Raw genomic sequence first — 21,026 nt, 5'->3', positions numbered from 1 at the left:
CTCCGGGAGCAAGCTCCCTTTGGTTCGCTCGACTTGCATGTATTAGGCACGCCGCCAGCGTTCGTCCTGAGCCAGGATCAAACTCTCCAATAAAGTTTGATTGCTCATTTGTTCAAAAATTAACGTTGACGCTTTTGTTTTGTTTAGTTTTCAAAGAACATTTTTTAAGTTATCGCTCATAAGCGACTTTTTTAATATAACATTTTCAAGTTGTTATGTCAATAACTTTTTTTAGTTTGTTTTTATGTTGCGCTGCTTTAAAACATTGTTCCGCAGCGACGAATATAAATATATCACGGGGATAATTATACGTCAATATGCTTTTTTATATTTTTTTAATTACTTTCTACAGAATAACATCTGTGATAAATATGTTGGCCTTTTGTTTCCACCTTATGCACATGAATATATCCACGCTCTATTAAGAATTCTATCATGATAGAAAGGTCTATTGAATAATGAGTAAGCTGTGAATGATTCATTATATCTTCATAAGTCCATGGTTCATCTTTGCTTGATAAAACCTCAAGTAAATGTTCAGAGCCTAGATCAATTTTTGAACTGATAAGAAAATCACTAGCTAAAAATAATAACTCTAAATTTTTTTCTAATGTTTCTTCACCTTCAATTAATTTCTCATATAGCTTATAGATCTCAGGTTCAATTTGTTTCACTTGTCCCCAAACAAGTACCTCAGGATGAAATCCATTTTCAACAACCGCTAAACGTGCAAGATGATGCAGTGCATGAACAACATAATTAAACGCATCTAGATATTGCTTAGAGTCATAAAATTTTTTACCTTCTAAATATCTTCTAATTAGTTTAGCAAATTCTACTCCCATTTTTAGTTTACGGTAGTCCCTAGGAAACATCTCTAACTCATTTCTAAGGTTGTGAATGTATTCATTTCTATCAAATAAAACCCGTCCATTCATTAACCATTCAATAACTTTTCTATTAGAGCCTAGCAATACCCATTCATTTAATTGGTTTTCATCTACAATATGTAAGGCAGCTTTGTTATGATTGAATTCATAATGTTTAATTTGAACCGATTGTTCTGAATCTTTAATAATGACTAATAACACAACATCAAATGTATCGGTGATAGAACTAACAGCTTCTCCCTTTTTTTCTACATAAATTACACCTAGTGTATTTTTATGACTCGCTCTTTCCTGATAAATGGGACGAAGTATATCTTCCATTTTAAGTTCCTCCCTTTTTTGATAATTATTTATTCGATACTAATTTTAAATAACCTTTAATTTTTGAAGTTATTAATATAGAAACTATGGATATCAATAAATATACTCTCTTATGTCTATACAATGCAATTGTTAAGCGTGTACATTTCTATTTTAGTTATGCTATATTATTAAATTAGGAGGTTGACGGCATGGCTAAAAAATATTCAAATAAAATAAACAAAATACGCACATTTGCTCTTAGTTTGATTTTTATTGGGGTTCTTGTAATGTATGGTGGTATATTCTTTCGGTCATCAGTTGTTGCGATGACTATCTTTATGATTTTAGGTCTTCTATGTATTGTAGCTAGTACGGTTGTTTACTTTTGGATTGGTATGTTATCTACAAAAACTGTTCAAGTAGTGTGTCCATCATGCCAAAAGACAACAAAAATGTTAGGTAAAGTAGATATATGTATGTATTGCAACGAACCGCTAACTCTTGATCCATCACTTGAAGGAAAAGAATTTAATGAAAAATATAATAAGAAAGACAAAAAAACAATTACAAAATAACATCTTATAAGATAAAAGCTGATAGTCTTTTCGACCATCAGCTTTTTAGTGTTTTTTATTTTGTTGACAATCTTCACATACTCCGTAAACTTCCATACGGTGATGGCTTACTTTAAATCCTGTCACATGTTCCGCTAAGGCTTCTACCTCATCCAATCCAGGATAATGGAAATCAACAATTTTACCACATTCCTCACATATCACATGGTAATGATCTGTTGTAACATAATCAAATCGGCTGGATGCATCTCCATATGTTAGCTCTTTAACTAAACCTACTTCACGAAACACCCTTAAGTTATTATATACTGTTGCTACACTCATATTAGGAAATTTACCTTCAAGCGCTTTATAAATATCGTCAGCAGTTGGGTGTGACACATTATGGATAAGATACTCAAGAACCGCATGACGTTGTGGGGTAATTCTAACCCCTGTTTGCTTTAACGCCTCAAGAGCTTCTTTCAATTGGTCATGATGGGACACCGTCATGCACCTCTCTCCTAAAAAAGATTCTTACTTTATAATATTTATAATTAGTCTACATTGTTATACTCAGTTTTGTCAATATATACACCTTTACTATATGAGATGAAATCTAATTTTACGCATTTTTCGAAAAAAATAATTCAAATTATTAACCACTTTTCAAGATTTGTTCGGACTAGTTATTGTTTTACCTACTAAAGCGAAACAATTATGCAACTAGTGTTTAGGCTATGACTAGCGGATAGAGCCTATCCTACATTGTTAATTTTAGCAAGAAGTTAACTAAATGATCCTTCTTCACTTCAAATGAATAACAAGATCATAACTTCTTGATACACAAAGCTGCATTCGCATTAATTGCTACTTTTCGTAATAAGAACTATACGAGAATATAACTAATGTTCTGGGCCACTTTCCTTCTCTAAAGATTGTAAAAAGCATTTAATAAGCATCAGTTACTCCAATGTAAGTAAAAAAGCAACAAAGTTTACGAAAAGAGCCATACACAAAAAAATGCGGAACTATATCCCGCAAAATGAATTGTATTGAATACTGAGGAGGTATGCCCTACAATACTATCATACTCAACTAAGATGAAATCGTTTGGATGTTTGCCCCTATACAAAAAAAGATAGGCTTTAAGGTGAGATTTAACAGAGGTAATATGTATATGATTACTTAACTAACGAGTGCTTAAAAGCATAAATCACCGCTTGTGTTCGATCTTGCACTTCCAATTTACTTAAGATGTTACTAACATGCGCTTTCACCGTTTTTAATGCGATATATAACTCATCAGCAATTTCTTGATTTGTTTTCCCCTCTGTCATCAATAATAAAATTTCCATTTCTCTACTTGTTAGTTCTTCATGTAGAAGCTGCACATTTTTTTGTCGCATTTTTCGCATCATCTTCCCTGTCACTTCAGGTTCAAGGACTGACTGCCCACGATACGTTTCACGCACTGCATTAGCAATTTCATTAGCTTTTGAAGTTTTTAATAAATAGCTCGTTGCACCAGCTTCTAAAGCAGGATATACTTTTTCATCATCTAAAAAACTCGTTACAATAATAATTTTAGCTTCTGGCCATTGATCGATGATCATCTGAGTTGCTTCTATCCCATCCATCTCCTTCATTACTAAATCCATAAGTATGATATCTGGACGTAATGAAAGTGCAAGTTCAACGCCATCCCTTCCATTATCGGCTTCTCCCACAACCTCTATGTCTGATTGAGCAGATAAATATGATGACACACCTATACGAACCATTTCATGATCATCAACAAATAATACTTTAATCACCAGCTTCTCCCTCATTTCTTAATATCGGTATTTTCACTTCAAGACGGGTACCATTATTTTTTACACTTACTATATTCATCGTACCACCTATTTCGATCGCCCGTTCATACATGTTCTGTAAACCATAAGAACCTGCTTTCGTTTCCTCCACGACAAAGCCCACTCCATCATCAACTACACGTAAAATAATTAGTTCATCTCTTTGAATCAATAACACTTCAAGTTTAGTAGCCTTCGCATGACGCAATGTATTTGATAGCGATTCTTGTAAAATTCTGAACAGGTGATCTTCCACTCCTTTTTCCATAGGTGTCTCTTCAATTTTCCATTGGATTGACATTGATACTTTTTGGGATAATTCCACTAATAGCATCTCAATCCCTTCTTGAAGAGACTTCCCTTTTAGAGCAGCTGGTCTCAAATGAAGCAACAAGGCACGCATTTCTAGCTGGGATTGATGAATCATTTGTTCAACCATTTTTAACTGTTTCGTTTCACGCTCATTTGAAAGGGGATTTGCTTCGTTAATCGCAGACATTAACATAGATGCTGCAAATAGCTGCTGGCTAACTGAATCATGTAATTCACGAGCTAAACGATTCCTCTCTTGAGAAATCATTTCTTGAATTCGTTGCTCTTGATCCTCCACTATTTCATTAGCTAGCTTTCTTGATAATTTAGTCTGTTCCGACATCTTTCTTTGTATGTTGTCCATCCGATCATAAATAGCTTGAATTTCACTGAGTGGAGCTTTTTCATCTACTTTTATTTTGTGACCAGTTTCCATTTGATGAAGCATACCACTTATTGATATAAGATGTTTTCTCCAAGATAATCCAGAGATCGCTCCAAAAAAAAGCCCAACAATAATACTTGTTACAACAATAAATAGTACAAACGGTATCTCCATTATTTCTTTTTTCCACAAAACGTTCCATTCTGGTAATGGAAATACTAGAAATGTACCAATCAATGTCACTAGTAAGACAATCATTGACATACTTAAACCAATAATCAGCTGCCTTTGGATTGCATTCATACTCGCTTCACCTCAATATTTCCCACTATCATTGAGGTAACAATTTTTATTTTCTGGTCAACATTATCATATTGAGGGGTTTGTAAGCTAAACACTTGATTAAACATATTAGCATCATGTACTTCAAATACCGTTGATGAACCAATGAAAACTGAATGGCGAATACTAACTTCTAAATCATATGGTATAAGAACTTCAATATTACCTATAAAATTTCTAATGAAGATAATTGTTTCTCCCTTAGGAAGAACAGTATAACTTAAATCTATTACGGTGTTACCAATACCAGCTTGAATATTAACATCGTTCCATTCATATACATGAGATGGTGTTTGTTGTTGCCCAATTAATATATTTTTCATAAGAGGTGAACGTGTAATTAACGTTTCCTCAGAAGCTATCATTTCAGGCTCTTTTATTGTTGGCTTAATAGTAGATGGTTCTTTTTTCGATTGTACGAAACTATTAATTAAGAAAATAATGATGACCAACAGCAAGAGTTTAAACGTCATCATCCCTGTTACACTTAATAATGTAAAAAGCAACCCAAACCAAAACAGAATTTTCCCACTAGCCTTCGGCATACGTTTGCGGCCAATATAAATTAAACTTATTGATACGATTAGAGAAAAGATAACCCCACTGTTAAAAAATGAAACCTCTAGCAGTAGCATAGCGATTATTATTACTACAATCCAGCTTAATTGTTCAGTCGTTATTTTATTAAACATGGGCTTACTCCTCTCTGTATAAGACCTCTTCTTTAATATTGTATGGCTACTCGATAGAGCCCACCCTATAAGTCAATTTTTAGAGCCGAAAAGGCGCAGTTACCTACGCCTTCTAGCATACCATGTCTAGTCTAGAAATTTGAATGCGTTTCTTCTAATTTACTTCTTTTTTTGCTTCCTTTTCTAATTGAGCAATCCGTGCATCAATTGTGTTTCTAAAATATGAACTATTCATATCATGTTCTAATCGATCTAGATAATTATCTATCTCTTCAAATTTAGTGAAAGGACTGTTCGTTGCGTCATTCGAATTTATTACTTTGTTCATACGGTGATGTGCACGAGTAATATTCTCTCGACCCATAAGCTCCATTCGTCTAATGTGCATATCTTTTACCTTATGCTTCATTTCCTCATATTTTCGTTCAAGGACATCTACTTGTTGAGTAGCTTCTGTAAGTAAGTTATTTAAGCGGTATGCTCGCTCTTCATATTGAGCTTGCTCTTGTACTGCGAAATCATATAATTCTTTTTCATCTGCTTGAGAAGCGATTTCAGCTTGTCGTTTTCTTTTTTCTGCAAATTGTTTTGCATGCTTATATTCGCGAGTAAATTCATCTTTTAATGTATATTGACGTTCTAATAATTTGCGGGCTTTTTCTGTTTCTTGCTCACATTGTCGCAAATACTGATTTAAAACCGCCACAGGATTTTTATGTTCTTTTCTATCTAGAGCATCATGTAAATCTGCTTCAATACTACTTCTTATCCTTGAAATTATGTTAGCCATCTCTCGTCATCTCCTTTTAATTATATCTTTTCATTTCTGACCATTGTTTTTCGAAATTTACAAAGGGATCATCTGTTTCTTCAATCGTATCTTGACTAGCATTCCATTTTTTATACACAATATATAAAACATAAGCGGCTGCAAAACCAATAACAGCTGGAATGTGTGACCCAACGATCATAAGAATCACAATACCGATTAACGCCCACCCGAATTTAGCGAATGTAGATTTAGTTTTCATAAACTGTTTGAAAACTAAATAGAGGATGAGAAGATTAATTGCTAATCCAACCATTGGTCCAAGTGATGAAATTAACACCATTGCAGCTATTCCACCGATTATAAACAAACCAACATTTTTCATTATTATGTTCCTCCTTTCTTAAGTCCATCATATCTATATTTACACTTTTTCATAACGCGCCTGCGCTCTATTTTCTATTAAGACTCAAGTCCTAGTAACGATAAGACCCTAATATCAATTCATGGTGATTTGCGTTCTCATTCTATATAAAAAAGCCGTTTAAACCCAGTATTAAACAACCTTCTGCTTATAAATATTAGCAACATTCTCACGAGCATTCATATTTAAACTAGAAAAAGCTCCACACGCTTGTTGCCTTCCTAATTCAATAAATCTGTCCATAGATTTTCTCTCAGAGCGAGCGACCCCTTGAAGGTCAATATTAATGATTAAATCCGCATACTTCTCTACGAGCTGGCTTGTATGATATTTACTTGCAACTCCTATATATCTTGAAAGCTGATGAAAAATATGTTTAGGGTTACTGTCTTTTGATCCTTTAATGCTCACCGCTGTAATATGTTGAGCCCCCATATCTTTCACCACATCTACTGGATTATTATTTAAAATATAACCATCAACGAGAAGTTGATTTCCATGTTTTACAGGTGCAAATATACCAGGAATAGCGATACTTGCATGAATCGCCTTAGCAACTTCACCTGACTTGATAATAACCAGTTGTCCAGAAATAAGGTCTAAGCTTATAATTGCTAATGGTATGTCAAGATCTGAAAAATGCTTACCATTTGTAAGCTGAACTAACTTTTCATAAATACGTTTTCCTTTTACCCATCCTTTTCTGCCCACTTGTATATCTAACATTTTCCTTATTGATAAATCTTCTAGCTCATGTTCCATTTGTTCTGGTCTCATCCCGCATGCATATAAACCCGCAATTAATGCACCTGCGCTCGTACCAGCAATATGCGTAACATCTATGTTTTGATGTTGTAGCTCATTTAGAACTCCAATATGTGCTGCTCCCCTTAAAGAGCCTCCACTCAATGATAAACCAGTTTCCATCATTTATTACTTCCTCCTGTTTCTATAATTTTTCATATTAGAGATGGATAGGAGTGAATTATTTCATTACCTCTTTTTTCCTCTCCTTACGGACCCCTCGAACTAACGTCTCGAACATCGGAGCTAAGTTCTGTTGTTTTTCACTGTCTATCATTTCCTTTTTTTGAACTTGCTCCTTTACTTCATTAGTATTGTTTGTTGCCTTCCACCATATATATAAACCATAAATAAGCAGCACTACGATCAAGAATGAATAAATATAAATCTGGTATTCTTTGAAAAAATCTCTTATTGCTATTTCGTTCCCAAACTTACCTATTAATAGCACCGAAAATGACCATGGTAAAATACCTAAAAATGTATGAATGGTATAAACGCTAGCCTTCACTTCGCTCATTCCTGCTATATATGATATATAATTCCCCATACCAAATGGTCTAGATAAAGAAATACTCCAAGTCCCGTACTTTTGAAACCAACACCTGGCTTTGTTAATCCCCTTTTGAAGTTTTTTAGGAAATATAGAACTCATCTTTAAACCAATTAAATAAGGAATGAAGCTTGCCAATGTATATATCATTGCCATGCCAATTGAAATAGCAACTAAATTAACATAGCTAGGGTTTAATAAAAATCCATACGATAATACAACTATTACCCCAGGGAAAGGTAATGAAGATCCTTCTAAAAACATTGAGATGAATAAACCAACAACTCCTAAATTTTGGACAATTTCAACGAAACTCAACTTAAGATGCCTTTCTTTTAGCCAACGTAACCAACCTCTATGCGGTTGGTCGTTTTCATAATTTGCAATAGTTGTTCATACGGATTATGAAAACTTTGAACATGTTCTTCTATTCTACGTTGATGTTCTTCCCAGTTTTCTTTATTATTTAATTTGTCCATAAGTTGTTGATTTAGTGGGGTATTAGTATTTAGTTTATACACGAGTGCTTTCTCTTGTAGGTATGCCAAATTAAAATCTTCTTGACCAGGTAAGGCAGATTCTATAAAGATAGGTAACCTTTTTTGCAAAGCTTCACTGACAGTTACGCCGCCAGGTTTCGTAACAATTGCATCAACATCTTCGTATAAGTCATTCATTTTTTCTCTAGAAGAGATATATGGATATGGCGTAATATAGGGGTTCTTGCTATTTTTGAGATCTTGAAACAGTTTTTCATTTTTACCACATAATACAGAAAATTGAGTTGTTTCTCCTATATCAACTTTACTCAAGAAGTCTGTTATATTTCCTAAACCACTACTACCACCTGATATGAGAATATGATATCTCTCCTTTTGCTTAAACTGCCTGTTCATTCCATTGAATACTTCACTAATTGGTATACCAGTCAATATAATTTTATCTGGTGATATTCCGTTTTCATCTATTAAATATGTTTTCATTTGTTCACTTGAAACAAAGTGAAAATCAACACCTTCTCTTCCCCATACATTATTAATAAAAAAGTCAGTATAAACATTGACTAAAGGTATGTCGATTTTATTTTTTACTTTTAAACGACTAACTAAAAATGATGGAAAGCCATGTGTAGCTACTATTAAATCAGGTTTCTCTTCCTGCAGGAGTTTTTCCATATTCCTCAAAAAGAATAACTCATACCACTGTAAGGAATAATTTTTAGATGATGAATATCCAAAATTTTTATAAACCCATTCATAAGATTGCGGAGCTAGTTTAATCCATTTGAGGTAAAACGAAGTAATAAACTTTTCTAAAGGAGGATTTGAATGACTAAGCAAATCTATCTTCTTCGTTTTTACATAGTGGTCATGACAATTAAATGAATGAATGAAAGCCTCTGAAACTTGATGATGCCCTGATGGCATTCTTAACAATGGTAAAAATAAAACTTTTTTCATATTTATTTCACCCTTCTCTTCCAAGTATATTGAATTCATTAAGATTCATCTTTTTAAGCTCCATGTTGTAATTGGGCTTCTATACAGCACATATACAAGGGGGATTGACCGTGTAGAAAAGCCTCTCTACCCAATTCCGATATTCACGTTAACTTAAACAAGTTCATCTTGGATTTAACATTCACAACTTTACGTAATTCAATCTTAGCTAATACAAGGTTTTTACATAACGTGCCAGAGTATTATACTTCTCTAAGACTTAAGGCTTATAGCTAATTAAGACTAACAATCAAGCTGTTACATTCAGTTTTGAATATACTTAAAAATCAGAAAGATAATTCTGCACAAATCTTATGAATGAAAAAAAATAACCTCCCCATCCTTTCGTCATATATCTAGGTGAAGGGAGGTACATTTATTTTCTTTTTCAAAATCCTCAACTACTTTTAGGTTCATGTAAACTTTTCAAATAATCTACTATACCAATATTTTTTTCCTCATGTAAATGCTCAACATCAGTAATATTAACTACATTACCATCTCTAATTACAACAACCGTATCCAGTAAAGGTTCAACTTCATCCACTTCATGAGTTGTTATAATAACCGTTTGTTTTTCCAAATTGATAAACGATATGAGCCCTTTGACAACTGACTCTCTTACCATAGGATCTAGACCTGAAAAAGGTTCATCCATTAATATATAAGGTACATCCCTAGCTAGAGATAATACTATTTTTAATCGACCTCGGTTCCCTTTAGATAAATGCTTAACCTTTTGATTTGGATCTAACTTCATAAACTTCATAATCTCAAAAGCTTTGGATAACTGAAAATCTTCAAACTGAGTTGCAAAAAATTCTATTGTTTGCTTGACGGTGTAAAATGGATAATAATCGTCTAACTCAGATAAATAGGTTACAACATGACAAATTCGTCTGTCAGCTTGCATATTGCCTACTTTCACAAAGCCTTGCGAAGGTTGTATTAATCCAGCCATCAACTTCAAAAGGGTGGACTTCCCACTACCGTTCTCGCCGATAATTCCTATAATCTTACCTTCAGGAAATGACAAACTTACATTATGCAAAGCTGTTTTACCGATATATTTTTTCGTAACATTTTGTAATTCAATCATTTCATATTCTCCTTTACCATAAAGGATTGGATGTCTCTTATAATTTCATCTTGCTTAAATCCCATTGCAGTCATTTCTTGAATGAATTTCATAATGTGATTTGATTTAAGCTGTTCTCTTAACATTTCCAGCCTTTCTTCACTTTCTGATACAAAAGTCCCTTGCCCTCTTCTCGTTTCCACAATACCCACCCTTTCCATTTCGCTATAAGTTCGTTGAACCGTATTCGGATTTACCCCTGATTCAACTGCCATTTCACGAACTGATTTTAATTTATCACCCGGTTTTAACTCTCCCCTAACAATCTTATGACTAATCCGGTCTACTAATTGCATATAAATCGGTCTATTTGCTTGAAAGTCTTCCATTACTTTATACCTCCAACTTCTTGTCAATAAGCCATGATGATATGAAAAACAAACATGCGGTGAATATTAAGAAAAACAAGAGTGAACCTGCATAGATTGCTCCACTAACAAAAATACTCGGATAATATATCTCATAAGCACCCCACTCTAACATTACCTCGATGATTGATAAATTCATCAAAGAGTTAAAGAAATAAAGTGATACGATAATGATAAGGAAAAGTATTAATTTGGATCCTTTACCTATTCTAGTTTTAATGAAACGGTATATTACCCAAAAAAAGAGAACGGTGATTGAAAGTACAGTTGAGATACTAATAATATAGAACATCTCTAGCGAGGCAAAATTAAATATTTCAGCCAAAATTGGTGATTGTAATTCTCCGTATAGCGGAATGAAGTTAATTAATATGAAAATGATGATTGTTGCTTGTGAAATGATTAATGCACAAAAGCCATTTAAGAATTTACTAGCTATTAACTGAAACGATGGTTGAGGATTATGCAGCCATAAATGCATTTTTTTTGCTTCTTTATTCAAGCTAGAAAACATATATACACTTAAAAAAAAGACATGCAATACACTAATAGCTAACAACGGAATAAATTTAATTAAATGATCATCTATCACCTCTAACCCATTAAGTCCAATATCAAAGTTAGACCATGATAATTTTGAATAAAGGTACCACCCTAAAACAAAGGCTGCTGTATTTAAAATTAAAACAGCGACTAAATGACTTCTCATTAGTAAAAAATCTTTTTTCAATAACCCACTAAAAGAACTTGTTCCTACCATTTCGCTACCTCCTAATAATTTAATTCAATAATTGTTTTAGTGTTCTAGTTACATAGTACACCGTAACAATTTAATTGTCAATATATGGACAAGTCTAAAATGGGATAAAAAAAGTGTAGAGAAATTATGTATCTTCTCTACACTCTTAAAGTATGTCTTTTTTGCATTAATTGTTGTTTTACTTACTAAAACACAACCCATGGCATCTTTCTCCCATAAACGATGCCAACCGTATATGACCGCTCCTAATCGTTTGGTATTATTAGCAACAAATGAAGAGAGCCTTATGAAAAGCCGATTGATTTACCTTTGTTATTGTAAGTTATCCTTTATAAATTGTAGAGCTGATTCTACATGGTCTTTCACTCTAACTTTTCGCCATTCTTTTACCACATTTCCTTCTTTATCAATGACAAAAGTTGATCTTTCAATTCCCATATACTCTTTACCAAAGTTTTTCTTCAACTTCCAAACATCGTATTCTTCAGCAACTTTATGGTCTTCATCAACGAGTAATAAGAAAGGTAATCCATGCTTTTCAATAAATTTCTTATGCCTTTCGATTGGATCCGGGCTAATCCCTAGAATTACTGTATCTAATTCAGTAAACTGTTCATGTCTATCCCTGAAATCACACGCTTCGGTTGTACATCCAGGTGTCATGTCCTTTGGATAAAAATATACTACAACATTTTTTCCTAAATAATTGGACAGCTTAACTTCTTCACCAGTATTTGATAATAGTTGAAAATCAGGTGCTTTTTGATTAAGTTCTAAGCTCATAGTATGCCTCCATATAATAGCGACTGACATAGCTCGCCTTTTTTGAACACTTCTATGTAAAGTTTAACGCTAATAGGACAATAAAAACAAATGAATTGTTTTCAAACTCAAATACATATCTGTTCTATATGTAAATACTATTAATACTGAGTAATGAATGCTTTTAAGTAATGAATGCTTTTAAGTAATGGCTGTTTACGCATTAATTGTTGCTCTAAATTGTTTCAATAGCAACAAAGTTTACGAAAAGAGCCCATGTAATTGACATCGTTTTAGTGAGGGATTTGAAATTTGGGTACATTTTAATTTATTGGTACGAATACAACACCTGGTTAAGCAACAATAAAAAACCACGTCGCTAATGTGACGTGGTTTTATTGTCATTATTTAAAATGTTTTTGCTACTTCTTTTGCTTTGTTAGCCGCATTTTGGAATATGTTCTCGGCATTTGAAGGGTCAAAGTTAACACCTTCAACTACAACTGTTTGGAAATTCTGAATGCCTATGAAGCCCATAACAGTTTGTAAATGGCTAACAGTATGTTGCGCACTTGCTGCTGGACCTTCTGAATAAATTCCCCCGCGAGCTTCTAATAAAACAACTGGCTTATCTTCTAATAACCCAACTGGACCATTTTCAGTATATTTGAATGTCTTTCCAGCAATTGAAATTGTATCAATATAAGCTTTTACCATCGGTGGGAAACCAAAATTCCACATTGGTGCAGCAAAGATCACTTTATCAGCCGCTATAAATTGATCAGTTAACTCATTCATTCTACCTACTTTTTCTTGTTCAGTTGCAGTAAGCTCTTGCTGTGCTGCGAATTTTCCCCATGCAGATAATACATCACCATCAATAAATGGGATATTTTCACTATATAGATCTAGCTCAATAATCTCGTCATTTGGATTTTCAGTTTTATACGCATCAATAAAAGCATTTGCTAAGCGTAATGAGTATGAATCTTTCTCTTGTTTTGGATTTCCTTTTACAAATAATACTTTTGTCATTTTTTCTACACTCCCATTATTAGTTTTAAATTTATTTATAATATTATTAATAAATCCCATTGTTTATCCTCCTTATTATCATGTAGAAGTCAATAACCTAATTGGTTAATCACTTCCAATAAGGCATCACCTCCAATATTGTGACCACCTATGATTTCTTAAAGTGTGCTAAGTTATGCTGGCAAATCAATTAGCATAAACCTTGACTGACCAACCCCATGTATATTTAGAGAAGTTACGTCTACAATACGTGCTGAATCTCTCTTATTTAATGTTGTATTTCCATTAAGAAGTAACTCTCCCTCTATGACGAAAATGAGCGTTTTCCTATCTTTATCTTGTGTAAACGTTATAGCGTGATCTGACTCTAAATCAGCTAAATAGATTGTTAGGTCTTGATTAATATGTGCTACTTTACTATTGTCAGGATGATTATCGACAACAGGTAGTAAATGGTTCTTCATCGCTCCGATATCAAAAGCTGTCTTTTCATATGAAGGAGTAACACCTTGTTCTTTCGGGAAAAACCAAAGCTGCAAAAAGTTAACATCTTCTTCACTTGATGGATTGACCTCCGAGTGATATATTCCAGTCCCTGCTGACATTCGTTGAATTTCACCGAAAGTCGTCGTTGCCTTATTACCTTGACTATCTTCATGTTGTAATTGCCCTGATAATACGATTGAGACGATTTCCATTTCCTGATGTGGATGTTTCCCAAAGCCACGTAAAGGAGCTACAACATCATCGTTAAGTACACGTAATGGACCAAAGGATTCATTTTCTGGGTCATGATATTCCGCAAAGGAAAAACTTAAATGTGTTTTCAGCCATCCATGATTCATCTCATGTCTTGAATTAGCGGGAAATTTTTTAATCATATTCTCTCACCCCTTTAGTGTGTAAACTTATTTCAACTGATACCAAAACCTCGTAGCTTCATACATTTATACAAATATAATCTAAAGATAGAATTCTCTAATTAGAGATATATTTGCAAAAAATATTAATTACCTTAAAAATCTCAATTCTATATATTATTAAATCGAGGTATCATTCGACTATTATTAACCAATTGAATTGTCATGAATTAATATATCACGAATTCAAGATAAATGCAACCAAAAAAATTTTGTTTCTAAATATTAACTATGACTGCGAAACATGAAATCCTACTTTTTTCCATAATCCAATCATCATCTGTTTTTCATCTTCTGTAAGCACAGAGAAAATCTCATCAATGACCTTTTTATGTTTCGGAAATATATCGTCCATTAACTCGACCCCAGCTTTGGTTATTGCCGCATAAGTTACACGACGGTCTTTCGGACAACCTTTTCGTTCAATAAGCCCTTTTTGCTCTAATTTGTCAACAACATACGTTATACTTCCACTAGCAATTAATATATGCTCACCTATTTTTTGCAATGGAAATTTTTCTTTATTATATAATAAATCCAGCACACCAAATTCAGTTGTATTTAAGCCATAGCTTTTAACATCTTTACTGACAACATCTACAATAGAACGCTGTGCTTTTGACATTACAACAAATAGCTTAAGTGCAGAATTAATTTCTTTATTTTCACCCATTATATCAAACCTCTCAACATCCAATATCTTGAATTCATTATACATAACACATCCTTCTGTGTCAATTTATCATCCCAGAAGCCTCCCTCTTCAAGCTTCGCTTCGTGGTGAGATTAGGAAGATAAATGAGAATATGATTTCTTCTCATTAGCCCTCCTTCTTATCAACCTGAATAACTGTCTTTACTACAAAGGCTGCTGGTATTGTGTATCCTAATAATGCCTCTGCTATCGCAATCCATCTGCCTCCACCAATTGGTGTTATGTCACCATAACCTACAGATAATAATGTTATTGCACTGAAATACATACTTGTTTGTAGCTTAGTAAGAAAATCCCCTATTATATGTTGACCGTCTTCTTTTAATATTGAATAGCCATTTTCCTCAAGTATCGTATAGATTAACCCAAACCCGATTAATACCGTTATATAAATAGTAACTAACGCAAACAAATTCTCAAAGGAAACTAATTGGTGGGCTTTTCGTTTTAAACTCCATATCGTTCTGACACTCATTATAATGCAAAAAAAAGTAAGCAAGACGATAAAACTCACCATTTCTACCCCTCCAATATTTCACCGATTAAACCTACTCTATATATACGAAAAAAAAACAAGCCTATTCTCTTTTGTACATAAATAAAGGCTTTTTTCGAAAACTTTGTTGCTATAGAGATTAATTTAGGACAGCAGTAGATAAATTGACCTCATTTTAAATAAAAAAAGATGCCACGAACGATTGGCTTATACGTATTTATTTCTTACGAAAAACAACTATCAACGTGAAAACAGCCTAAATTAATCGAACAAAATAACCTTAGCCTAATAAAACTTAGACTAAGGTTTTACATAAAGTAGCGTCTCGGCGTATAAAATGAAAAGATGCCACGGTATCATAGTTGTTTTTCCAAGTTTATTTCTTAGTACGAAGAAAAACAACTATCAACGTGAAACAACCATCGTATTAATATAAGGGCATAGAAATGAAATCCGTTATGCTAGTTGCCCGCCCCTCTATACTTTTTCACTCCTATGTTCCATATAACTACAGCTAAAACGAAAAACAAACTACCAATAATTGGAGTAATAAAAGAATATCCATACCACTCTGTTCTCTTAAGAAAATACGCAGCTGGATAAACTCCAACAAATGCAAATGGTAATATCCATGTTAATATGTAACGAATTACTTTATTATAAATATCAACTGGGTATCTTCCATAGTTCCCGATGTTATACATCATAGGCATAATTGATGTCCGAGCATCAGACCAAAAGCCTATACTAGCAATCATAATAAAAATCCCGGCATAGACAAGTGCGCCGCCGATTACAAATAAAATAAAAATCACTACATCATACCAGCGAAAAGCTAACTCCAATTGATAAGCTGCATAACTCATTATCGCAATTCCTGTCACGCCACCAAATAATGACTCAAGCTCCATCCTCTCAAGCACAATTTGAAATAAACTATGAATTGGTCTAGTTAAAATACGATCCATTTCACCTTTAACAATATACCTATCATTAAAATCCCAAATATTAAAAAAAGATGTAAACAAGGCGAACGGTACAAGGAAGAAGCCGTAAATAAAGATGATTTCTTCCCTACTCCACCCATTTAGCAATTGGGTATGACCGAATACCACTAATATAAACACGAGATTTACACCTTGAAATAATAAGTCAGATAAAATTTCAACGACTAAGTTTGCTCTATATTGTAATCTCGTTTTTAAATATTGACTAACGTATTGAAAAAAAGTCGATATGTAAAACACGTTTTTATCCTCCTTGAACGATGAGCTGCTTTTTAGCACTATTCCATAAAAGCTTAATAGGTATGACTAATACGATTGCCCATATAAGTTGAAACATAAGTGCTTCAATGATGTCATTTCCTTTGAACCCTTCAGTAAATATCATACTCGGAATATAGCTAATTGCCTGAAACGGAAAGAACATCATAACTTCTTGTGCCCATAATGGATAAAAGCTAATAGGTAGCAGTAGTCCTGAAAAAAGGTCAATCACTACTCTTTTTGCACGGATTAAGCCATCGTTATTAAATAAAAAGAACGTCATAATTCCTGTAATTAAGTTAATTTGAGTATTTATAATGAAGCTTAAAACAATTGCAATAATAAAATAAAACCATGTTGATACGCTAGTAGAAAAATTAAAAGGAAAAATTAATCCTACAATAAACATCCCTGGTAAAGAAAAAAACAACAAACGAAACAAACCTTCTCCTAATCCTTGCATCGTCTTCATACCTAAATAGTTGTAAGGACGAATGAGTTCTATCGCTACCTTTCCTTCACGGATCTCCGTTGCAATCTCTCGATCAATATTATTAAAATAAAATGCTCTAGCCATCCAAGCTACCGCTACATACGTAGTCATTTGTATAACAGACAATCCTTGTAACTCGCCCTTTTCACCGTAGATTGCTGTCCATAAGAAGTAGTAGGCACCTATATTTATACTGTAAATTAAAATCCCACTGTAATAGTTTGTTCTATAAGCAAGCATCATTAAGAAGCGTATTCTAATCATTTCTATGTATTTATCCATTAACAACGCCTTCTTCGTATATATTTCTTATAATTTCTTCAGTAGCAACCTCATTAACATTAATATCTTTAATTTGGTATACCGCCACAATTCTTCTAATGAGCTCTGAAATGATTGTTTCTTCATCTCTGACATTTGCAATCCAAACATTCATTCTTTCATGATTTTGCCACTTAACATCTAGATCAGCAGTATGTGACAATAATTCAGCTTCATTTATTTCCTTAGTAAATTGAAACTGTATTTGTTTACCGTCACCCCAATTTGATCGAAGGGCTTGTAATGAACCATCATATATTATTTTCCCTTCATCAAGCATGACAACACGCTCACACAATGCTTCAATATCCGATAAATCATGTGTCGTTAGTAATATTGTTGTTTTATATTTTTCATTTATTTCTTTTAAGAATTTCCGAATCTTAAGCTTTACTAACACATCTAAACCAATTGTAGGCTCATCTAAAAATAATAACGGCGGGTTATGGATAAGAGCAGCAGCTAGTTCACAGCGCATACGTTGACCTAAAGACAACTTTCGCACAGGCTTATCCAACAAAGGTCCAATATCTAAAGTTTCAATAACGTGTCCCATATGATTGTTATAGTCTTCATCAGACACTTGATATATTTTTTTTAATAACCTAAATGATTCTTGTACCGCAATATCCCACCATAATTGTGACCGCTGACCAAACACTACCCCGATTGTTCTTACGAATTTTTCACGATCTTTATGAGGATTCATCCCATTCACTCGAACAATTCCAGACGATGGAGTTAAAATCCCTGTAAGCATTTTAATCGTTGTTGATTTACCAGCACCATTCTCTCCAATGTAACCTACCATTTCTCCTTCTTTAATCGTTAACGATATATCATCAACAGCATGAATTAACTTATAATTTCGAGTAAATAAATCTCGAAACGCTCCCTTTAACCCAGCTCGACTTGAGAAAGACTTAAATTCTTTGCTCAGTCTATCTACTTCTATTACATTCTTCATTTTCTTCCCTCCAACTACACACGATAAAAACTAGTTTATATAAATATTGTGAATGAAACAAATACAAAGCATACAGCATACCAAAAATATATTTTGATAGTATAATAAATATAAAAGCGGAGCCGACTGTTCAGCCTCGACTAGCGTTGGAAGCTTTTCAACTGAAGATGCTTTTTGTCTTCTGATGAAAAGGTGAAACGACTCGAGAGGCTAGGAGGCGGAGCTGGACAAATAGGAAAGCGGAAGCGCATCGTTCATCCCCGACAAGCACTGGAAATATTTCATTAGAAGGCGCTTTTTGCCTTCAAATGAAATACTGAAGTGACCTCGAGGGGATTGGCGCTGGAGCTGGATAAATATAAAAGCGGAGCCGACTGTTCAGCCTCGACTAGCGTTGGAAGCTTTTCAACTGAAGACGCTTTTTGTCTTCTGATGAAAAGGTGAAACGACTCGAGAGGCTAGGAGGCGGAGCTGGACAAATAGAAAAGCGGAAGCGCCTTGTCCATCCCCGACAAGCACTGGAAGCATTTCATTAGAAGGCGCTTTTTGCCTTCAAATGAAATACTGAAGTGACCTCGAGGGGATTAATAAATATAAAAGCGGAGCCGACTGTTCAGCCTCGACTAGCGTTGGAAGCTTTTCAACTGAAGACGCTTTTTGTCTTCTGATGAAAAGGTGAAACAACTCGAGAGGCTAGGAGGCGGAGCTGGACAAATAGAAAAGCGGAAGCGCCTTGTCCATCCCCGACAAGCACTGGAAATATTTCATTAGAAGGCGTTTTTCACTTCAAATGAAATATTGAAGTGACCTCGAGGGGATTGGCGCTGGAGCTAGAATTAGAAAAGCGCAAACGCATCATTCATCCTCGACAAGCAAGCGATCTATAAAAAATGCAGGTGTATTTTTCCTTGAATGAAGGATCATGATGAATCGAAGAATAATGCACTGAACTGAAACTTAACCAATCGAAAAACATAACGCGTGTATATTGAAACTATTATGGAGGTTAGTTATGAATTTTACTAAATCTAAACAATTACATAATGAAGCTTTACAGCACATTCTTGGAGGTGTGAATAGTCCTTCTCGTTCTTACAAAGCTGTCGGGGGAGGATCACCTGTAACTATGGAAAAGGCGAAAGGAGCCTACTTTTGGGATGTTGATGGCAATAAATATATTGACTACTTAGCTGCATACGGCCCCATTATTACTGGGCATGCCCATCCACATATTACTGAAGCAATAAAAACAGCTGCAGAAAATGGCGTATTGTATGGAACGCCAACACGACATGAAATTACTTTTGCAAAGATGCTAAAAGAAGCTATGCCGTCATTAGAGAAAGTCCGTTTCGTTAATTCTGGGACTGAGGCAGTGATGACCACCATTAGAGTAGCACGTGCTTATACAAAGCGTGATAAAATTATAAAATTCGCAGGATGCTATCATGGTCATTCTGATCTAGTTCTCGTTGCTGCAGGTTCTGGACCGTCTACACTAGGGACACCAGATTCTGCAGGTGTTCCAAAAAGTATAGCTCAAGAAGTCATTACTGTACCATTTAATGACATAAAACCATTTAAAGAAGCACTTCAAAAATGGGGAGATCAAATTGCAGCAGTACTAGTAGAACCAATAGTAGGGAATTTTGGAATAGTAGAACCTAAACCTGGCTTTTTACAACAAGTGAATGAGTTAACACATGCAGCAGGAAGTCTTGTCATTTATGATGAAGTTATTACAGCATTTCGATTCATGTACGGGGGTGCTCAAGACTTACTAAGCGTAAAACCAGATTTAACTGCATTAGGTAAAATTATTGGAGGAGGCTTGCCTATTGGAGCATACGGTGGTAGAGCTGATATTATGGAGCAAGTAGCACCACTTGGTCCAGCGTATCAAGCGGGAACGATGGCTGGGAACCCCGCATCTATTTTATCTGGCATTGCCTGCCTAGAAGTATTACAACAAAACAATGTATATGAAAAGCTAGATAACTTAGGAGCGATGCTAGAAGAGGGCATTTTGACTCACGCAAAAGCCTATGAAATCCCTATAACTATTAACCGACTTAAAGGTGCCCTAACTGTTTATTTTACGAATGAAACCATTGAAAACTATGAACAAGCTGAAAAGACAAACGGCGATACTTTCGCTAAATTTTTCAAGTTAATGCTTACTCAAGGAATAAACCTTGCTCCTTCCAAGTATGAAGCATGGTTTATTACAATAGCTCATACAGAAGAAGACATTCGAACGACAATAAAGGCTGTCGAGACTGCATTTAAACAGTTGAAAAATGCATAATTATACATTCCGAACAAACACTATTTTATCACAATTGATAGTGTTTGTTTGAAACACACTTATGAAAACGCTTACACATCAACATTGTTGTTC

At 34.2% G+C, this 21,026-nt stretch carries 23 protein-coding genes and 1 rRNA gene; 2 read left to right on the top strand and 22 right to left on the bottom strand.

Translation table 11 applies throughout. The features are described from left to right. Positions 1 to 93 (bottom strand): 16S ribosomal RNA (locus ACSVDA_RS13635); the annotation flags it as partial. A 242-nt stretch (positions 94 to 335) separates the two neighbouring features. After that, positions 336 to 1,211: a nucleotidyltransferase-like protein gene (locus ACSVDA_RS13630; RefSeq protein WP_485883949.1), complete on the bottom strand. Its 876-nt coding sequence runs from the start codon at positions 1,209 to 1,211 to the stop codon at positions 336 to 338. A 191-nt stretch (positions 1,212 to 1,402) separates the two neighbouring features. Between ACSVDA_RS13630 and ACSVDA_RS13625 the strand changes: the two genes are divergently transcribed. Next, a complete protein-coding gene (locus ACSVDA_RS13625; RefSeq protein WP_485883948.1) occupies positions 1,403 to 1,768 on the top strand; it encodes a YgzB family protein in 366 nt (121 codons plus the stop codon). A gap of 45 nt (positions 1,769 to 1,813) precedes the next feature. Here ACSVDA_RS13625 and perR read toward each other — a convergent pair whose 3' ends face one another. From perR to ACSVDA_RS13525, 20 genes are all read right to left on the bottom strand, one after another. Next, complete coding sequence (perR, locus tag ACSVDA_RS13620) at positions 1,814 to 2,260, bottom strand: peroxide-responsive transcriptional repressor PerR (protein ID WP_250886470.1); 447 nt, start codon at positions 2,258 to 2,260, stop codon at positions 1,814 to 1,816. A 671-nt stretch (positions 2,261 to 2,931) separates the two neighbouring features. Then, positions 2,932 to 3,564 carry a response regulator transcription factor gene (locus ACSVDA_RS13615; RefSeq protein ID WP_320210800.1) on the bottom strand — a complete coding sequence of 211 codons (633 nt, stop codon included), beginning with the start codon at positions 3,562 to 3,564 and terminating at the stop codon, positions 2,932 to 2,934. Then, positions 3,557 to 4,603: a histidine kinase gene (locus ACSVDA_RS13610; RefSeq protein WP_485883946.1), complete on the bottom strand. Its 1,047-nt coding sequence runs from the start codon at positions 4,601 to 4,603 to the stop codon at positions 3,557 to 3,559. Before ACSVDA_RS13610 ends, ACSVDA_RS13615 begins: the two co-directional genes overlap by 8 nt. Further along, a complete protein-coding gene (gene liaF, locus ACSVDA_RS13605; protein WP_320210802.1) occupies positions 4,600 to 5,334 on the bottom strand; it encodes a cell wall-active antibiotics response protein LiaF in 735 nt (244 codons plus the stop codon). The genes ACSVDA_RS13610 and liaF overlap by 4 nt, the downstream gene beginning before the upstream one ends. Before the next feature lie 154 nt (positions 5,335 to 5,488). Then, complete coding sequence (locus ACSVDA_RS13600; RefSeq protein ID WP_320210803.1) at positions 5,489 to 6,124, bottom strand: PspA/IM30 family protein; 636 nt, start codon at positions 6,122 to 6,124, stop codon at positions 5,489 to 5,491. A gap of 16 nt (positions 6,125 to 6,140) precedes the next feature. Then, complete coding sequence (locus ACSVDA_RS13595) at positions 6,141 to 6,488, bottom strand: lmo0954 family membrane protein (RefSeq protein ID WP_320210804.1); 348 nt, start codon at positions 6,486 to 6,488, stop codon at positions 6,141 to 6,143. Positions 6,489 to 6,659: 171 nt separating this feature from the next. Further along, positions 6,660 to 7,457: a patatin-like phospholipase family protein gene (locus tag ACSVDA_RS13590; RefSeq protein ID WP_485883943.1), complete on the bottom strand. Its 798-nt coding sequence runs from the start codon at positions 7,455 to 7,457 to the stop codon at positions 6,660 to 6,662. Between the two features lie 55 nt (positions 7,458 to 7,512). Further along, the gene (locus tag ACSVDA_RS13585; RefSeq protein WP_485883941.1) at positions 7,513 to 8,202 is read right to left on the bottom strand and encodes a DedA family protein; all 690 of its coding nucleotides are present in this window, start codon (positions 8,200 to 8,202) and stop codon (positions 7,513 to 7,515) included. Between the two features lie 17 nt (positions 8,203 to 8,219). Next, on the bottom strand, positions 8,220 to 9,344 hold the full coding sequence (locus tag ACSVDA_RS13580; protein WP_485883939.1) for an MGDG synthase family glycosyltransferase: 1,125 nt from the start codon (positions 9,342 to 9,344) through the stop codon (positions 8,220 to 8,222). Positions 9,345 to 9,780: 436 nt separating this feature from the next. Further along, positions 9,781 to 10,482, bottom strand: a complete 702-nt coding sequence (locus tag ACSVDA_RS13575; protein ID WP_214480468.1) for an ABC transporter ATP-binding protein — start codon at positions 10,480 to 10,482, stop codon at positions 9,781 to 9,783. Continuing rightward, positions 10,479 to 10,850 carry a GntR family transcriptional regulator gene (locus ACSVDA_RS13570; RefSeq protein ID WP_214480469.1) on the bottom strand — a complete coding sequence of 124 codons (372 nt, stop codon included), beginning with the start codon at positions 10,848 to 10,850 and terminating at the stop codon, positions 10,479 to 10,481. Before ACSVDA_RS13570 ends, ACSVDA_RS13575 begins: the two co-directional genes overlap by 4 nt. Before the next feature lie 4 nt (positions 10,851 to 10,854). Then, the gene (locus tag ACSVDA_RS13565; RefSeq protein WP_485883938.1) at positions 10,855 to 11,649 is read right to left on the bottom strand and encodes a hypothetical protein; all 795 of its coding nucleotides are present in this window, start codon (positions 11,647 to 11,649) and stop codon (positions 10,855 to 10,857) included. A 312-nt stretch (positions 11,650 to 11,961) separates the two neighbouring features. Continuing rightward, on the bottom strand, positions 11,962 to 12,432 hold the full coding sequence (bcp, locus tag ACSVDA_RS13560; protein WP_214480471.1) for a thioredoxin-dependent thiol peroxidase: 471 nt from the start codon (positions 12,430 to 12,432) through the stop codon (positions 11,962 to 11,964). Positions 12,433 to 12,819: 387 nt separating this feature from the next. Continuing rightward, positions 12,820 to 13,446 carry an FMN-dependent NADH-azoreductase gene (locus ACSVDA_RS13555; RefSeq protein WP_485883954.1) on the bottom strand — a complete coding sequence of 209 codons (627 nt, stop codon included), beginning with the start codon at positions 13,444 to 13,446 and terminating at the stop codon, positions 12,820 to 12,822. Between the two features lie 173 nt (positions 13,447 to 13,619). Next, entirely contained in the window at positions 13,620 to 14,327 is a 708-nt protein-coding gene (locus ACSVDA_RS13550; protein WP_485883936.1) for a pirin family protein, read from the bottom strand. 268 nt (positions 14,328 to 14,595) lie between these two features. Further along, entirely contained in the window at positions 14,596 to 15,084 is a 489-nt protein-coding gene (locus tag ACSVDA_RS13545; protein ID WP_485883935.1) for a MarR family winged helix-turn-helix transcriptional regulator, read from the bottom strand. 102 nt (positions 15,085 to 15,186) lie between these two features. Continuing rightward, positions 15,187 to 15,597: an ion channel gene (locus ACSVDA_RS13540; protein WP_485883934.1), complete on the bottom strand. Its 411-nt coding sequence runs from the start codon at positions 15,595 to 15,597 to the stop codon at positions 15,187 to 15,189. 440 nt (positions 15,598 to 16,037) lie between these two features. Continuing rightward, positions 16,038 to 16,823 carry an ABC transporter permease gene (locus tag ACSVDA_RS13535; protein WP_485883932.1) on the bottom strand — a complete coding sequence of 262 codons (786 nt, stop codon included), beginning with the start codon at positions 16,821 to 16,823 and terminating at the stop codon, positions 16,038 to 16,040. Positions 16,824 to 16,827: 4 nt separating this feature from the next. Then, positions 16,828 to 17,619 carry an ABC transporter permease gene (locus ACSVDA_RS13530; RefSeq protein WP_485883930.1) on the bottom strand — a complete coding sequence of 264 codons (792 nt, stop codon included), beginning with the start codon at positions 17,617 to 17,619 and terminating at the stop codon, positions 16,828 to 16,830. Further along, positions 17,612 to 18,625 carry an ABC transporter ATP-binding protein gene (locus tag ACSVDA_RS13525; protein ID WP_485883928.1) on the bottom strand — a complete coding sequence of 338 codons (1,014 nt, stop codon included), beginning with the start codon at positions 18,623 to 18,625 and terminating at the stop codon, positions 17,612 to 17,614. The genes ACSVDA_RS13530 and ACSVDA_RS13525 overlap by 8 nt, the downstream gene beginning before the upstream one ends. A gap of 1,012 nt (positions 18,626 to 19,637) precedes the next feature. Here ACSVDA_RS13525 and ACSVDA_RS13520 point away from each other — a divergent pair. Next, positions 19,638 to 20,933, top strand: a complete 1,296-nt coding sequence (locus ACSVDA_RS13520; RefSeq protein WP_485883926.1) for a glutamate-1-semialdehyde 2,1-aminomutase — start codon at positions 19,638 to 19,640, stop codon at positions 20,931 to 20,933. Positions 20,934 to 21,026: the final 93 nt, after the last annotated feature.

This window comes from Cytobacillus sp. Hm23, assembly GCF_051842895.1.
Classification (GTDB): domain Bacteria; phylum Bacillota; class Bacilli; order Bacillales; family SM2101; genus Nanhaiella.
Note: the sequence above shows the minus strand (reverse complement) of the source record. Positions and strands in the feature narration are given on the sequence as shown.

Bases quoted from the DNA above. Each gene is read 5' to 3' on its own strand.
- ACSVDA_RS13630 (WP_485883949.1), bottom strand. From the start codon at position 1,211: ATGGAAGATATACTTCGTCCCATTTATCAGGAAAGAGCGAGTCATAAA.
- ACSVDA_RS13625 (WP_485883948.1), top strand. From the start codon at position 1,403: ATGGCTAAAAAATATTCAAATAAAATAAACAAAATACGCACATTTGCT.
- perR (WP_250886470.1), bottom strand. From the start codon at position 2,260: ATGACGGTGTCCCATCATGACCAATTGAAAGAAGCTCTTGAGGCGTTA.
- ACSVDA_RS13610 (WP_485883946.1), bottom strand. From the start codon at position 4,603: ATGAATGCAATCCAAAGGCAGCTGATTATTGGTTTAAGTATGTCAATG.
- liaF (WP_320210802.1), bottom strand. From the start codon at position 5,334: ATGTTTAATAAAATAACGACTGAACAATTAAGCTGGATTGTAGTAATA.
- ACSVDA_RS13600 (WP_320210803.1), bottom strand. From the start codon at position 6,124: ATGGCTAACATAATTTCAAGGATAAGAAGTAGTATTGAAGCAGATTTA.
- ACSVDA_RS13595 (WP_320210804.1), bottom strand. From the start codon at position 6,488: ATGAAAAATGTTGGTTTGTTTATAATCGGTGGAATAGCTGCAATGGTG.
- ACSVDA_RS13590 (WP_485883943.1), bottom strand. From the start codon at position 7,457: ATGATGGAAACTGGTTTATCATTGAGTGGAGGCTCTTTAAGGGGAGCA.
- ACSVDA_RS13580 (WP_485883939.1), bottom strand. From the start codon at position 9,344: ATGAAAAAAGTTTTATTTTTACCATTGTTAAGAATGCCATCAGGGCAT.
- ACSVDA_RS13575 (WP_214480468.1), bottom strand. From the start codon at position 10,482: ATGATTGAATTACAAAATGTTACGAAAAAATATATCGGTAAAACAGCT.
- ACSVDA_RS13570 (WP_214480469.1), bottom strand. From the start codon at position 10,850: ATGGAAGACTTTCAAGCAAATAGACCGATTTATATGCAATTAGTAGAC.
- ACSVDA_RS13565 (WP_485883938.1), bottom strand. From the start codon at position 11,649: ATGGTAGGAACAAGTTCTTTTAGTGGGTTATTGAAAAAAGATTTTTTA.
- bcp (WP_214480471.1), bottom strand. From the start codon at position 12,432: ATGAGCTTAGAACTTAATCAAAAAGCACCTGATTTTCAACTATTATCA.
- ACSVDA_RS13555 (WP_485883954.1), bottom strand. From the start codon at position 13,446: ATGACAAAAGTATTATTTGTAAAAGGAAATCCAAAACAAGAGAAAGAT.
- ACSVDA_RS13550 (WP_485883936.1), bottom strand. From the start codon at position 14,327: ATGATTAAAAAATTTCCCGCTAATTCAAGACATGAGATGAATCATGGA.
- ACSVDA_RS13545 (WP_485883935.1), bottom strand. From the start codon at position 15,084: ATGTATAATGAATTCAAGATATTGGATGTTGAGAGGTTTGATATAATG.
- ACSVDA_RS13540 (WP_485883934.1), bottom strand. From the start codon at position 15,597: ATGGTGAGTTTTATCGTCTTGCTTACTTTTTTTTGCATTATAATGAGT.
- ACSVDA_RS13530 (WP_485883930.1), bottom strand. From the start codon at position 17,619: ATGGATAAATACATAGAAATGATTAGAATACGCTTCTTAATGATGCTT.
- ACSVDA_RS13525 (WP_485883928.1), bottom strand. From the start codon at position 18,625: ATGAAGAATGTAATAGAAGTAGATAGACTGAGCAAAGAATTTAAGTCT.
- ACSVDA_RS13520 (WP_485883926.1), top strand. From the start codon at position 19,638: ATGAATTTTACTAAATCTAAACAATTACATAATGAAGCTTTACAGCAC.